Origin of the sequence: Eggerthella sp. 1_3_56FAA, from assembly GCF_000185625.1 — a bacterium.
Taxonomy (GTDB): Bacteria; Actinomycetota; Coriobacteriia; order Coriobacteriales; family Eggerthellaceae; genus Eggerthella; species Eggerthella lenta.
The window spans coordinates 468,259-482,986 of the sequence record NZ_GL622581.1; the positions used below are offsets into that span (position 1 = coordinate 468,259).

Below are 14,728 nucleotides of genomic sequence, written 5' to 3' on the forward strand. Positions count from 1 at the left end.
TTCAACCTGTTACATCTGATGCTTCACGCGGTCGCCTTCTTCGGCGCGCTTGGCATCGTTGAAGCGGTCGAGGGTGCCCACGAGGTAACCGGTGATGCGGCGGATGCGCTCGAACGACTGGCCGTGCTCCGCCTCGGTGCGGCCGCACTTGGGGCACACGTCTCCGATGATGCCGTTGTAACCGCACACGGGATCGCGATCCACCGGATGGTTCACTGAACCGTAGCCGATGCCGCTCTCCTTCATGTGCCGGATGACGGCCTCGAACGCCTCGAGGTTCTCGCTGGGGTCGCCGTCCAGCTCCACGTAGGAGATATGGCCCGCATTCGTCAGCGCATGGTACGGCGCCTCGATCTCGATCTTGTCGAAGGCGCTGATGTCGTAGTACACCGGCACGTGGAAGCCGTTCGTGTAGTAGTCGCGATCGGTGATGCCGGGGATGGACCCGTAGCGCTCACGGTCCATACGCACGAAGCGGCCGGACAGGCCTTCGGCCGGCGTGGCGATGAGGCCGTAGTTCAGCCCGCGCTCCTGCGACAGGCGGTCGAGGTAGCTGCGCATATGGCCGATGATCTCGAGGCCCAGGTTCTGCGAAGCCTTCGACTCGCCGTGGTGCTTGCCCGTCAGCGCCACCAGCGTCTCGGCCAAGCCGATAAAGCCCAGCGACAACGTGCCGTGCTTCAGCACCTCGCGCTGCTCGTCGGTAGGCGCCAGCTTCTCGGAATCGATCCACACGCCCTGGCCCATGAGGAACGGCGCGTTGTACACGTGCTTGCGCGCCTGGATCTCGAAGCGCTCGTCAAGCTGCCCCACCGCCAGCGCAAGCTTCGCGTCCAAGAGGTCGAAGAACAGATCGAGGTCGCCCTTCGAGCGGATGGCCAGGCGCGGCAGGTTGATGGACGTGAAGCTGAGGTTGCCGCGGCCGGGAGCGATCTCGCGATCGGGATCGTACACGTTGCCCATGACGCGCGTACGGCAGCCCATGTAGGCGATCTCTGTCTCGGGCGTGCCCTTGTAGTACTGCGCGTTGAACGGCGCGTCAATGAAGCTGAAGTTCGGGAACAGGCGCTTCGCGGAGCAATGCATGGCCAGCTTGAACAGGTCGTAGTTCGGATCCTCGGGGTTGTAGTTCACGCCCTCCTTCACGCGGAAGATCTGCACGGGGAAGATGGGCGTCTCGCCGGAGCCGAGGCCTTCCTCGGTGGCCAGCAGCATGTTCTTCACCACCATGCGACCCTCAGGCGAGGTGTCCATGCCGTAGTTCACCGAGCTGAACGGCGTCTGCGCGCCGGCGCGGCTGTGCATGGTGTTCAGGTTGTGCACGAGCGCCTCCATGGCCTGGAACGTCGTGCGGTCGGTATCGCCCAGGGCGTTCTTAGCCGCATAGGCCACGGCCTTGTCGGCGGCCTCCTCGCTGGCGCCGACCTCCACGAGCGCCGCGCGCACGGCGGCCTCGAAGCCCTCGTCCATGGCGAGGCTGGCCCACACGCCCGTCTCCGCCTCGATGCGCGCGAGCGCGTCCTGCGCGAACGCGCGGGAGTCGTCCACGGAATCGCCCAGCAGCAGATCAACGGCTTCGGCCAGATGCTTCTTGTACAGGCGGCGGTACGTCTTGCGCACTCCCTCGGCCAGACCGTAGTCGAAGTCGCAGATAGCCTGGCCGCCGTGCTGGTCGTTCTGGTTGCTCTGGATGGCGATGCAGGCCAGCGCCGCGTAGCTGGCGATGTCGTTGGGCTCGCGCAGCACGCCGTGACCCGTGGAGAAGCCGCTCTTGAACAGCTTCTTCAGCTCGATCTGGCAGCATGTGGTAGTGAGCGTATAGAAGTCCATGTCGTGGATGTGGATGTCGCCCTCACGATGCGCTCGCGCGAACTTCGGGTCGATGACGCACATCTCATAGAACTGCTTGGCCGACTCCGAGCCGTACTTGAGCATGGTGCCCATGGCGGTGTCGGCGTCGATGTTGGCGTTCTCGCGCTTCATGTCAGAGTCCGACGCCTTCGAGAACGTGATGTCCTTGAGCGTTTGGATGAGGCGGCTGTTCACGTCGCGCGAGCGGCTGCGCTCGGCGCGGTACAGGATGTAGGACTTGGCCGTCTGCACGAAGCCGGACTCGATGAGCGTCTCCTCCACGAGGTCCTGCACGCCCTCAACCGTGGGCGCGCCCTCGATGGCGCCGCTCTCCAGCTTGTCCACCACGCGCTGCGCGATATCCTCGGCCGCCGCACGATCCTGCATGGCCCCGCATGCCTGGAAAGCGCGCTCCACCGCCTCGGCGATCTTCTCCTGCTTGAATTCCACCGTCCGGCCGTCGCGCTTCATGATGGTCTCGACCATGCTGCCAATCCTCTCTTCGAGCTTCTTCTTGCTTCGTCGTTTTCCTGCTGCGAGCTGTGGCTTCGCTTGGTTTATGCGCAGTGTTTCCACACGATCTACGCCATGTTTTCCACAATATGTAGTAGTAGGTGATGTTAGGAAAGTGAACATATAGTACTAGCGGAGCAGGCCGTGCGCAAGGGGGTATCGATTGGCCACACGGGGCGCGGCGGGCGATTCACAGTATATCCACGGGTGCCGCGAGCGAACGCAGGAGGAGCCTGCCTACGGCCGCCGACGGGGCGGACGCCCCCCGAGAGACGTTGCGTCGGCCGCCGCCTCGCGTGGAGAAGCCTCGCGTCGGACGGGCGCCCCGGCACCGCCGACACCCTGCCGGTCGCTGCGGCCTCGCCCCACGCGCTATTGGACGGTGCCGTACACCTGCCCCCACGCATGCCCGCCGATAGCCGAGTTCAGCTGGTCGCATAGGCGCTGGCGCGTGTAGCTGCCGGGCGGCAGCAGGTTGACGATCTCGGCCAGGTCGTCGGGAAGATCGGCGGCCTCGGCGGCCACGACGATGTCGAGGCGGCGGAGCTTCTCCTTCGGCCCCAGCCCGAGGTACAGCGAATCCACCACATCCTGCAGCGCTCCGTAATGCGGGCTGCGCACCGTGTTAGAGCCTGCCATGCTACTCCTCCACATCCGAGCGCACAACGTCGAACCCTTCGCTGGCCGCCGCGAGCGCGCCTGCATAGGCCGGCGTGGCGGCACCGGCCGCACGCAGGAACTGGGCTCCGGCCGCACGCAGCTGCACGGCCGCCCCTACCAGCACATCGGGGCAGTAATACGGGTTCTCGTGCGTAGCGTCGCCTTGCTTCGGATTATGCTCACGCACGATCAGCTGAGCCAGCACCGGCAGCCGCCCCGCCCCGCTGGCGCGGCGAGCGAACGTCACGGCCGCATCGAGCGGAGCCGCCGTGGCGAAGCCGACCACGCTGGCCTCGTAGTCCACCATGACGGCGAGCGCATCCTCGAGCGTATGGCGACCGTCGGCCAGCATGCCGTCGGCATCCACGTCCACCGACGCGAACACCGGCGCGCCGCTCACCTGGCGCACGCCCATGAGCGCGCACTTGAGGTCGGCTGGGTTGGCGAACCCGTTGAGGAAGAACGCGTCGAACTCCTGGCCATCGCAGGCGCGGGCGGCACGGGCGTACTGGTCGCGGTTCTCGTTGAGCGAGCTTTTGCTGGCGGCATCGAGGGGGAGGCCGCACGGGCCGATCTCCACCAGCACGTGCTGGGGCTTCAGCTCGCGCGCCAGGGACAAGCCCGTGCGCACGATCTCCGCCGCGCGGTCCTCCATGCCGCGATGCGCCAGACGAGCAGGCGCGATGCCTTCCGTGTTCGCCACGAGGCACTGGGCGCCTGCCATCTTGTTGAGGCGCAGCGCATCGCGCACCGCCTCCGGCTCCACAAGGTTGGCGAATTCGAGATCGTGTTCCACGTCGAACCCTTGCCGGGCCAGTACAACGGCAACCGGCGAGGACAGCACGAGCATGTCCTTGTGAAAACGAAGCGCGATATCGGGCATGGGGAGTTCCTTTCGTCAGGTGATCCATGATACCGAAAAGAGCCCCGACATGCGACCGTCGAAATGCGCCGATGCGCTCGCGCACGCCGAGACGGAAGCATCTCGCGCGAACGGCGCAGTTCGAGCGGCGGAAGGAAGGAGGATGGACGCTCGCCGACGCTTCGCGGCATTTCACAGGACGAACATGAGTCGATCACGTGTTCTTCAAGGCTTACTTTTATACTTGGTCTCGCAAACGAAAGAATCCCCTCCTTTCAGTTTGTACTGCTTTTCCCCTTACAAAGCAGTGGCGGCACCTCGGTGCCGCACATCCCCCTCCTTGTGGCCCGGTGGAGCTCCCCTCTCCCCGGGCCGATCTGTTTCTCGCACCCGCACACGCCCGCTTCCGCATCATCGACCAACGCGTATCATCGTAGAACATGTTACTTCAGGTCGATGCCGCTTTGAGGCAATGTCGTTCGCCAACCTTTCGCTCGCCAGATTTCTGCGGCGCGGCGCCTATCGGAAAACTTCTTTTCCTGACTCTTTTGATCCTTGTTAACGAACCGTTACTCTGCGACCCATCGTTTCACAAAACGCGCACGCCCGCATCATACGATGTGCGCGAACGACCCGTATACTAGCAGCTGTAAACGAAAGGCTCCCCTCCTTTCAGTTTGCCTCTGCTTTACCCCCTTAGAAGCAGAGCGATGCGCAAGCGTCGCATCATCCCCCTCCTTGTGGCCCGGTGGAGCTCCCCTCTCCCCGGGCCGATCTGTTTTCATGCCCCTCGCTTCGTCGAACCCGCCGAGACAATGCATGGAGCCCGCGCCCACGCAGCGGCCGCAAGCCGAACGGCAGAGCGGCAGAACCTCCGCCTGAGCCGTCACCCGGTCACGTCCCTCGCTGCGAACGCGCGATTTCGCCAACCTACGCTGCTAAACCAGGATTGACATGCACCGCCGCATGCCGCTTCCTCTGTCGGACAGCTAGCGATCAGGCGAGGCGAGCGTCCGGCCGATGGCCGAAGGGGGCTTCCGAGCCGCCGGCGAGTTTTCGCGGGGCGGGTCGACCTGAGCTATGTCAATCCCGGTTTAACAGCGAACGCCAACCTATGTGCTGTAAAAACGCCGGTTTGGCAGTCCCGGCCCGATCTGGCGATGCGTTCCGAGGCGGCGACAAAGCGCGAACTGGGATTACGCCTCGCCGATCCTCGGGAAGGAGCGTCGGGCGCGATCGAAGGCCGCCGAAGACTGCCAAACCGACGTTTTTGCAGCACATCGTATGGCGAAGCCGTGCGGCCGAACAAGCATGCGCGTACAAACGTTTCACATGAAACACTAAGAGGGACTCCACGGTTTGGGGCGGGATCCCGGCTGCAGCTCCACGTGGAACCGCACGGCTTCGGACGATCCCCGACCACGAACCCGACAGGCCCGCGACGTCCTCGGTTCGACGGCAAGACCCCCGCTTCTTGGCAGCAATCGACCGGTTTGGTAATCCCGCCGAGTGCTTCACTTGACGTTTCGAGAACCCGAGCTGGGGAAACGCCTCCGATCGCGCTCGGCAAGCCCGAAGCGCCGCAGCCGGGTCCTAGCCAGAATTGCCAAACCGGTCGATTCCTACCGCTTGACGTCGTTTTCGCCGTCAAACCCCCGGCGCTCCGTTGGACAATCAGCTCGAGCTTCCGCGTCAGGGTTTTTCCCTAGGGTTTTGCGTCATGTTTACCTATCTGTTACTTTCAAGGCCCCCAATTCACAAAACATGCACTCGTGCATCATATGATATTCAATGTCAACTTTTATAATAGCTTCAGCAAACGAAAGGCTCCCCTCCTTTTCAGTTTGCATCTGCTTACCCCTTAAAGCAGAGCGGCACCCAATAGGTGCCGCATCATCCCCTCCTTGTGGCCCGGTGGAGCTCCCCTCTCCCCGGGCCGATCCTTTTCTCGGGAAGGAACGCCTATGAACATCGTGGTCCTCGAAGGACAGGTGAACAACCCCGGCGACTTGAGCTGGGACGCGCTCGACCGGTTCGGCACCGTCACCGTGTACGACCGCACGTCGCGCGACCAGCTGAAAACTCGGGTAGCCGAAGCCGACATCGTCGTGTCGAGCAAGACGGAATGGAACGCCGAGGCGCTCGGCTGGGCTCCTCGCCTCAAGATGATCGCACTCACCTCCACCGGCTACAACGTGGTGGATCTCGACGCAGCGCGCGATGCGGGCGTGATCGTATCGAACGTGCCCGCCTACTCCACGCCCGACGTGGCGCAGATGACGTTCGCGTTGCTGCTGGAGCTGTGCTTGCATGTAGGAGAGCATTCCAATCTGGTCATGGAAGGCGACTGGACGCGCGCCAAGGACTTCTCGTTCTGGAACACGCCGCTCGTGGAGCTGGCAGGCAAGACGATGGGCATCGTCGGCATGGGAAGCATCGGGCAGGCAGTATGTCGCATCGCGCGTGCTTTCGGCATGCCCGTGGTGTTCGAGAATCGATCGGCAAAACCCCAATTGGAAAGCGATGGCGTGCGTCAAGTGAGCCTCGACGAGCTGCTGGCCGTTTCGGATGTGGTGACCCTGCACGCACCGGCCACGCCCGAAACCGACCGCATGATGAACGCCCAGACCATCGGCCGCATGAAGGACGGCGCATACCTCCTGAACACCGCGCGCGGCACGCTGGTGGACGAGCAGGCCGTGGTGGACGCACTGCGATCCGGCAAGCTGGCGGGTTTCGCAGCCGATGTCGTGTCGGTGGAGCCCATGCAACCCGACAACCCCTTGCTGCAAGCGAAAGGCCAGAACATCATCGTAACGCCCCATATTGCCTGGGCTACCCACGAAGCCCGCGAACGCTTGCTGGCTACCGTGACCGCTAACGTCGGCGCGTTCGTGGAGGGTGCACCGCAGAACGTTGTGAATTAGACGGCTACGTACGACTGCGTCCCGGAACCCGGCCGCTTCCGCGGCATCCCGGCTTCACCTCACTCTGCCGCCCGTCGCACGACGGGCGGCAGTGCATCAACGCGCGGCCTTGCAAGCAGTGAACGCAGGGACGGGCTTCACGTCCGACACCGCCGCATCGGTCAAGCGGGACGTTTCGACCGCCCCGTCGAAATACGTCACCGTGAATACGTCTTCGTCGGCGACTTCAACGCCGTTCACTTTGAGCGATCGCACTTTGCGGTCTGCATCATAGTCCACCTCGGCTCCCGACACCTCGTAGCGGAACGGAGCAAGGGCCTCCCTCGACGCGTCCTTCCGCTCGAACGTGCGCCCGCTCTCTAGCACCGCGCGCAGGTCTTCGCCCGAAATGCGCGCAGGGGCCAGCGTGGGCACCGGCTTCCCCGCATTGGGCAAGAGCACGGTCAGCTCATTGGCGTGCAGCTCCCCTTCGTACAGCTTGCCGGAAATCCCATAAGGATGCATTTGCCCGTCTGCCATGCCGCCAGGCAGCATAAGGCACAGGTCGGTGCCCCCGTACTCCCTGAACGCGTCGGCGAAGTATCGGACGGTCTCCTCCCGGCTCAGGTCGCGTTCGATATGTGCCACTACGTCGCCGATCTGGGTTTCCGACTTGTTGGACTTCATAGCCTCGTCGCAGGCCTGCAACGCTTCCTCGGCGCTGACGGTGCCAGCGATGTACCCGCCCAGCGCCTCTCCTCCCAGCAAGAGCGGAGCAGTGTAAGCCGCCAACTCCACAAGGTTATTGCGGTCGACCACGTTGCGGTAATCGCTCAAAAGCGGCGCGTGGAGCTCGCCGTCCGCCTTTCTCGTGGCCGGATATCGCCCTTCCGCGCCATCCGTGAACATGCTCTGGCCCTCGGGGGTGCTCATCAGGTCGAACATCTCCAGCGCTATGGCCAGCTTCTCCTCGTTGCCCGGCTCTTCCAGCTTCTTGTTAATACCGTAGTACGAGCTGACCGCATACAGGTACCAGCCGTTATCTTCGCCCTCGCCTCTCGCAAGGAACGGAGCTTGGCCCAAATCGAAGTCGAAATCAGTGGTCTTCACGTTGTTGGCAACGCCGTAGATCATGGCCACGTCACCGTTCGCGAACATCTCCGCGGCGTCCGAATTCGACAGGGAAAGGTCGTCAGCCGAAATCAATCCGCTGTCGAGCCAAAGCCGATACTCGTCCATGAAAGGCTCGAACGTGCCCACCATGCTCGCTTCGCCCGCAAGATAATCCTGTTCCCAAGACGACCCCTGCGGCGTGTGCAGAAACTGCGCCGAAGCGATATTGGTCAGCTGCAGGAAGCGCTGACCCGTCAGCTCCATCGAGTACGCCATAAGCCGAATGCCCTCCGCCTTCGCCTGCTCGTTGAGGGCAATGAGTTCCTCGAGCGACTGAGGCGCCTCCCAGCCGTGCTCGGCGAAAAGGTCCTTGTTGTAGAAGAACCCTGCAAGCGTCAGGTAACCCGGCAGATAGTAGAGACTGCCGTCGATGGTCATGCGATCGAGAACGCTGGGAAGGTACTCGCTGGAAAAATCGTACGCCGCGAGATCCACCAGATTATGCTCCAAATCCTCGGTCAGATCCTGATTGCGCGTGTTGATCAGGATATCGGGGATATCGCGCTGCTCGAGCTCGGTGACGATCTGCGCGGAATAGTTGCTGTTCGAATACGTATCGAACTCGAAGCGCAGGTTGGGGTGGCGATTGGTCATCTCGTCCAACAGCTCCTGCGGCAGCTCCTTGGTCTGGCATTTCGATACCGTCAGCACTATCTCATCGTCGCGTCCGGACGCATTGCCCATAGCCTCGCCGGAACAGCCGACCAGTCCGATGCCGACCAGCGACCCCGCTAGCACGATCGACGCGAACGTCTTCGCCGCCTTACCGGCTCTCTTCAACGCTTTCACCGCGATCTCCGTTTCGCCTCATCGTATCGTCTAGTTTGAAATCCTGGAACTCATCGGCAGGCATTGGTTTTCCGAACACGTACCCCTGCACCACATTGCAGCCGACGCTCTCGAGGAAATCCACCTGTCCCATATCCTCGATCCCTTCGGCAACCGTTTCGATACGCATGTCGCGCGCTATGCCCACGATGCCGTTGACGATGCTCCTTGCCTTGTCCATGTCGGTATCTCCGCGGAAGAACCCCTGGTCAAGTTTGATGATATCCACTTCGAGACTACGCAACATGTTGAGGCTGGAGTAACTGCTCCCGAAATCGTCCATGGAGCAACGTGCGCCTAACGCGTGGATGCGCCGAATAACTTGGTTGATCTCGCCGGTGCGATCGAACACGACGGACTCGGTGAACTCGAATTCCAGGTAGCGAGCCGGAACCTGGTTCTCGGCGATATGGCGCTCGTAGCGCGCGAAGAAATCCGAAACGTCGAAGTTCGAGCGCGAGACGTTGACGGAAACGCAGAAAAGCGGCCTCCCCTCCCGCTCCCATCGCTTCAACAAAGCGCACACCTGGCAAAACATGTAGAAATCCAGCTCGGCGATAACGCCGTCGCGCTCGAAGAGCGGAACGAACTCGTTCGGGCAGAGCATACCTTCCGGAGAGATCCAGCGCACGAGCGCCTCGGCACCGACGATGCGGCGCTCGGGCAGCGCAACCTTCGGCTGCAAATACATATGAAACTCGCCGTTCGCAAGCGCATGGGGAAAGCGATCCTCGAGCTCCTTCTCTCGAAGGAAGCGCCGACGGAGGCGATCATCATAGAAGCCAACGCGTGCGCCGCTTGGAAGCATCCGCTTCTCCGCGCTCGCACGCGCCAAGTTAGCCGCATCGGTCACAAGCGTGAACTCTTGCTCGAGCGCATCGTCGTCCAATATGTAAGCGCCGAAGTCCATCGACACGAGCACTTGCTCGCCGACGCTCTCGGATGTGAGCCTGAACTCGTTTAGACGCTCCTTTGTCGACGCCTCGTCAGGCTCGCGCAACAGAATGACGAAATGGTCTGCGGAGACGCGTGCCGCGAACTCGCCTTCGCGCAGCTGCCGCTCTATCATGTCGTACGCCGACCTGAGCAGACGGTCTCCGCCCTCCTTGCCCTCGCGATCGTTGTACGACTTGAATTTGGCTATGTTGGCGTACACGAGCACCAAGTTGCGCGGATCCGTTCGGACGACGTCGTAATAGCGCTCGCGAAACCGGCCGGCCGTGTCTCCGCCGGTAACAGGATCCACGTAGGCGATGGCCTCCAACCGTCGACGATTGCGATGCTGCACGATCACGATGAACAGCATGATCACGCCGAACACCAACGCCACCGTAACGCCCACCGCCACGGTCAGCAGATACAGGCTGTTCGTCCTCTGATCGACGTAATCGCTGGGAACGATGGACAGCAGATGCCAATCGCTCACGCCCACAGGCGTATAGCAGAAATACGAACTGACGCCGTTGTACTTCGCAAGAACGACGCCTTGCTCCCCCTTTTTGAGCCCCGCCCGCAGAACGTGGACCGGCTCTTCGTCATCGGCGTTCTGGCTCTCCAAAGCCGACACGATATTATACTCGCCGCTGATGGCCGTTTGATCCTCGGGACGCACCGCCACCGAACCGTCGTCCTTGACGATGCAGGCGTATCCTCTCCCTTCGAACGAATCGATGGACAGGAGCTGCAGCATCTCGTCCACCCCGTACACGCCCGCAAGCGCCTTCATGTGATGCCCATCGATGACCGCGTTCACGGGAATTGAAAACACGAGCACATCCTGGCCGTCCATGGTCTCGATACCCGAGATGGAACGTTTGCCTTCAAGCAACGTCTTGTTGAGATAGTCCTGCGACCTGGTGTAGCGCTGCGTGGTGTCGGCGAAGTACCACACGCCGTCCTCGTCCACATAAGCAAGACGGGACAGATTCCACCGATCCCTATCCTCGGCCATTTCTCCGTTCAGCTCGTCGAGCGTGGCGCCGTTCTCCACCAACGTCATCTGACCGCGTTCGATGGTTTCCATCGCCGAGAATATCTGAGAGGTGACCGTGCGCACGTTCTCGGTGATCTGGCTGGATATATCAGCCAAGTATCCGATGCTGTCCTTGCGGGTAAGATTGCGAACCGTGTCCGAGTACGCGTGGACCAGCAGCGCTCCTCCTATAACGGCGACGATGACCACGGAGGCAACGGCAGCCGCAAGCCCGATCATGCCTCTTTCGCCGCGCGCGTGCCTCATAGGACATTATACTATTCGAAGGCCTGCCAGATGACGGCAGGCTTTCGCAATCGCTCCGTTACGCTCGGCGACGGTTGTTCTCGCTATTCGGCTGCGCGCCCGAACAGCACGTTGTTGGTTTCCAGCCAGCTTTCCACCGTGCCGGTGTCGAAGCCGTCGGCGGGGTCGATAATCAGCGCATACATCTCCTCCTCGCGCAGCACGGCGTCCAGCGCGTCGGTCAGCTGGATCTCGCCGCCCACGCCGGGCTCGACGTCGGCCAGAAGCTCCATCACGCGAGCGCTGAGGAGGTAGCGGCCGAACACGGCCAGGTTCGACGGCGCGTCCTCCAACGCCGGCTTCTCCACCAGCGCGTCGATCTTCCACACGTCGTCGGCCACGGCCGCGCCCGCGATGACGCCGAAGCGGCTGACCTGGTCGTCCGGAACCGGCATGACCGCGATGACGCTGGCGCCGCCGTGTGCGTCGGACACCTCCTGCATGCGCGGCAGCATCTTGTTGTCGGGCACCAGCACGTCGCCCAACAGCACGTAGAACGGCTCGTCGCCCGTCTTCTCGTGCGCGCACCGCACCGCATGCCCCAAGCCCAGCGCCTCGTCCTGGTACACGTAGCTCACGTTGTAGTTGCCCACGCGCTCCACTGCGTCGGCGTACGCATCCTTCCCGCGGGCGCGCAACAGCTCCACAAGCTCCGGGTTCGGCGTGAAGTGATCCTCGATGGCCTTCTTCTCGCGGCTGTTGATGATGACCACCTCGTCGGCGTCCGACGCGAGGCCCTCCTCCACCACGTACTGGATGGCCGGTCGGTCGACTACCAGCAGCATTTCCTTCGGCTGCGCCTTCGTGGCGGGCAAGAAGCGCGTGCCGAGGCCGGCAGCGGGAATGAGAGCCTTCATGGGCATACCTTTCTCTGTAACGTGCGCGAAGCGCCGCAGAAGCGGCGCCTCGTCCATGGTGTTCGGTTATTGTAGCACGACGGGAAAACCCGTCGCCATCCTGCTACTTTGCCTGCAGTTCCGCGACGGCCTCTTCCAGAACCGCCATCTGCTTCTCGGCCTTCTTGTAGCTCAGCGTGATGACCAGCATGTACACCAGAATAGCCAACCACATGAGCACGTACGCTCCGATGATGAACGGCATCGACGGAACGATGGTGCTGTATATCTCTACGAGAACCGGATTCATAAGTTTCTCCTTTTATCAACAACGAACATCCCACAGGTCCAGCAAGGTCAGCGAGGGCTTCCGCAGTGCCCGAGATCGCCCCGCTCCGCCGTTCGCAGAACGGCGGACCCTCAGTCTTCCAACTGCTCCTTCAGCGCTTCGACACGCTCGGTCAGGCGAACCTGGCGGAAGCGGAAGCGGTACAGGGCGAACCCGATCAGCATGATGCCGACGAGGCAGAACATGAGCGTGATGCCCATATCGGCCGACATGCCGCCCTCGCGCACGACCACTGGGTGGATGCTGGAGGGAATCAGGCGCGTTACCATAAAGCAGATCGGCACGTCGATGAGGGCGATGATGCTGAGCACCGCCCCGTACGTCGCGCGACGCTCGGGCTCGTCGATGGCGTTGCGCAGGATGAAGTACGCGATGATGATGAGCATGAGGATGAGGTACGTCGTCAGGCGCGGATCCCACGTCCACCACACGCCCCATTCGAACCTCGTCCACAAGTCGCCCGTGATCATCGTGCACGCCACGAACAGCAGCGCGATCTCCATCGCGATCTTCGAGCAGGTGTCGAAGCGGCGGTTCTTCGTCATGAGGAAGCGCACCGCGTAATAGCCCGCGAACGCCAGCGCGATGAACGACGTGATAGCCACCGGCATATGGAAGTAGAAGATCTTCTGCGACAACAGCAGCACGCTGGTCACCATCTGGCCGCCGATCATCTCGACGCCGTTCACCGCAGCGCCGTTCACCGGCGAAGCCCACAGGAACGCCAGCAAAAAGCCGATCGTCGACAGCACGGCGCCCGCAACGAGCACCGTCGGCGCTATCCGGTCGGGCCATTGCCCCGCTTCCGGCAGCTTGAGCGCCTTTTTCGTTTTCTCAGTCATTACTCTCCTTCTGTCACGGATCCAACCAAAGTCAGCGAGAAGGGTCCTGGTGCTGAAAATCGCCGTGTTGCGCGGCCGCGCGTGCTTTCGCACGCAAGGGCAAGCGCAAAAGCGGCGAGTTTCGGCGCCAGGGCGCCTCGCAGCATCGAGCAGTTCCGTCGGCCGGCAGGCCGACGGAACATCAAGCGCTAATCACGAAATCGTACAGAACCCACGATGCGAGGATCATGATCACGTCGTAGCCGCCCGCAAGCGCCAACGACGTCAGCATGATGTCCGCGTATCCTTCCGCGCCCACGATGACCGCCGTCGTCGCGGACACGCATGCGTACAGAAGCGGGAAGATCAGCGGGATGAACAGCACGGCCAGCATCACGTCCTTGCCGCGCGTGTTGATGGTGATAGTGGACAGCAGCGTGCCGATGCCCGCCACGCCGACGGTGCCCACGAGCAGCGGCACCACGAGCAACCAGAAGCTCTCGGACGGCGTGGTGGTGGTCAGGAAGAAGAAGTAGAACAGCGGCACGGCGATCACTTCCACCACCAGCAAGAACAGCAGGTTCGACGTCGATTTCGCCAGGAACACCACCGAACGGTCCATCGGCACCAGCAGGATGCCCTCCATGCAGCCCTGCTCCTTCTCGTGCGCGAACGAGCGGTTCAGGCCCAAAAGCGACGTGAACACGATGAGCGCCCACAGAAGGCCGCCGCTCATCTGCAGCACGTCGGTGGTCTGCGAGGTCTGCGCCAGCGCCGCCCCGTACACGATGATCACCAAAAGCGCGTAGATGCCCATGGACGTGAGCATCTCCTTCGTGCGGAACTCCTGCTCCAAGTCCTTGCGCAGCAGCGTCTTGTACTGCCGGAACGTCGAGGGCTTCTTCAGCTCGACCGCCATCTACGCCACCCCCATGCCAACCGTCGAGCGATACAGCGTCGAGAACTCGTCGAAATCGAACGCATCCTTCTCGTCGAACGCCACCACCTTGCCCTTCGCCAACACCAGCGCATGCGTGCACATGGCGAAGCCCTTCTGCAAGTCATGGCTCACCATAACGAACGTGCGTCCTTCGCGCTGCTGGTCGATCAGGCCGTCGAATATCTCCACCGCGTGCGGGTCGAGCCCCGAGTACGGCTCGTCCAGAAACACCACGTCGGGATCATGGATGAGCGCGCGGGCGATGGACAGGCGCTGCGTCATGCCGCGCGAGAACGTGCGCACCACGTCGAGGCGGCGGTGTTTCAGCTCCACCGCCTCCAGCAGCTCGAGGACGCGCGCCTCGGGGTCGACCACCCCGTAGAGGCGCGCGTAGATCATCAGATTCTGCTCGGCCGTCAAATCGGGGTAGAGCATCGAGTTGTGCGAGATGAGGCCGATGTGGTCGCGCGCCTTGTCCGGATCCTCCTTCAAGTCCACGCCCATGAGCGTGGCCGAGCCCGACGTGGCCCTCGACAGCGTGGACAACACGCGCAGCAGCGTGGTCTTGCCCGCGCCGTTCGGACCGAAAATGGACAGGAACGCGCCCTGCGGCACCTCGATCGACACGTTGTCGACGGCCCGGCGGTTGCCGAACACCTTCGAGAGCTTCTTGGTCTTGATCGCAGGTTCCACAACGGCCTCCATGGCGCT

Annotated in this window: 11 protein-coding genes; 1 reads left to right on the plus strand and 10 read right to left on the minus strand. The window is 62.4% G+C overall.

The genetic code is table 11. The features are described from left to right. Positions 1-9 precede the first annotated feature (9 nt). From HMPREF1023_RS12300 to HMPREF1023_RS12310, 3 genes are all read right to left on the minus strand, one after another. Positions 10-2,337, minus strand: a complete 2,328-nt coding sequence (locus HMPREF1023_RS12300) for an anaerobic ribonucleoside triphosphate reductase (protein WP_009306692.1) — start codon at positions 2,335-2,337, stop codon at positions 10-12. A 399-nt stretch (positions 2,338-2,736) separates the two neighbouring features. Then, the gene (locus HMPREF1023_RS12305; RefSeq protein WP_009306693.1) at positions 2,737-3,003 is read right to left on the minus strand and encodes a hypothetical protein; all 267 of its coding nucleotides are present in this window, start codon (positions 3,001-3,003) and stop codon (positions 2,737-2,739) included. 1 nt (position 3,004) lies between these two features. After that, complete coding sequence (locus HMPREF1023_RS12310) at positions 3,005-3,907, minus strand: homocysteine S-methyltransferase family protein (protein ID WP_009306694.1); 903 nt, start codon at positions 3,905-3,907, stop codon at positions 3,005-3,007. Positions 3,908-5,850: 1,943 nt separating this feature from the next. Between HMPREF1023_RS12310 and HMPREF1023_RS12315 the strand changes: the two genes are divergently transcribed. After that, complete coding sequence (locus tag HMPREF1023_RS12315; RefSeq protein WP_009306695.1) at positions 5,851-6,813, plus strand: D-2-hydroxyacid dehydrogenase; 963 nt, start codon at positions 5,851-5,853, stop codon at positions 6,811-6,813. A gap of 96 nt (positions 6,814-6,909) precedes the next feature. Here the strand turns inward: HMPREF1023_RS12315 and HMPREF1023_RS12320 are convergent, their stop codons facing one another. The 7 genes from HMPREF1023_RS12320 to HMPREF1023_RS12350 form a co-directional block, all read right to left on the minus strand. After that, the gene (locus tag HMPREF1023_RS12320; RefSeq protein ID WP_035579005.1) at positions 6,910-8,754 is read right to left on the minus strand and encodes an extracellular solute-binding protein; all 1,845 of its coding nucleotides are present in this window, start codon (positions 8,752-8,754) and stop codon (positions 6,910-6,912) included. Continuing rightward, positions 8,729-11,005 carry an EAL domain-containing protein gene (locus tag HMPREF1023_RS12325; RefSeq protein WP_009306697.1) on the minus strand — a complete coding sequence of 759 codons (2,277 nt, stop codon included), beginning with the start codon at positions 11,003-11,005 and terminating at the stop codon, positions 8,729-8,731. The genes HMPREF1023_RS12320 and HMPREF1023_RS12325 overlap by 26 nt, the downstream gene beginning before the upstream one ends. Before the next feature lie 110 nt (positions 11,006-11,115). Next, positions 11,116-11,928 carry a UTP--glucose-1-phosphate uridylyltransferase gene (locus HMPREF1023_RS12330; RefSeq protein WP_009306698.1) on the minus strand — a complete coding sequence of 271 codons (813 nt, stop codon included), beginning with the start codon at positions 11,926-11,928 and terminating at the stop codon, positions 11,116-11,118. 103 nt (positions 11,929-12,031) lie between these two features. Then, on the minus strand, positions 12,032-12,217 hold the full coding sequence (locus tag HMPREF1023_RS12335; protein ID WP_009306699.1) for a hypothetical protein: 186 nt from the start codon (positions 12,215-12,217) through the stop codon (positions 12,032-12,034). Positions 12,218-12,327: 110 nt separating this feature from the next. Beyond that, positions 12,328-13,098, minus strand: a complete 771-nt coding sequence (locus HMPREF1023_RS12340; RefSeq protein WP_009306700.1) for a cytochrome c biogenesis protein — start codon at positions 13,096-13,098, stop codon at positions 12,328-12,330. A 181-nt stretch (positions 13,099-13,279) separates the two neighbouring features. After that, positions 13,280-13,996 (minus strand): heme exporter protein CcmB, encoded by a 717-nt coding sequence (locus HMPREF1023_RS12345; RefSeq protein ID WP_009306701.1) that lies wholly within the window; start codon positions 13,994-13,996, stop codon positions 13,280-13,282. Beyond that, positions 13,997-14,722, minus strand: coding sequence for an ABC transporter ATP-binding protein (locus HMPREF1023_RS12350; protein ID WP_009306702.1), 726 nt, complete (start codon positions 14,720-14,722; stop codon positions 13,997-13,999). Positions 14,723-14,728 lie beyond the last annotated feature (6 nt).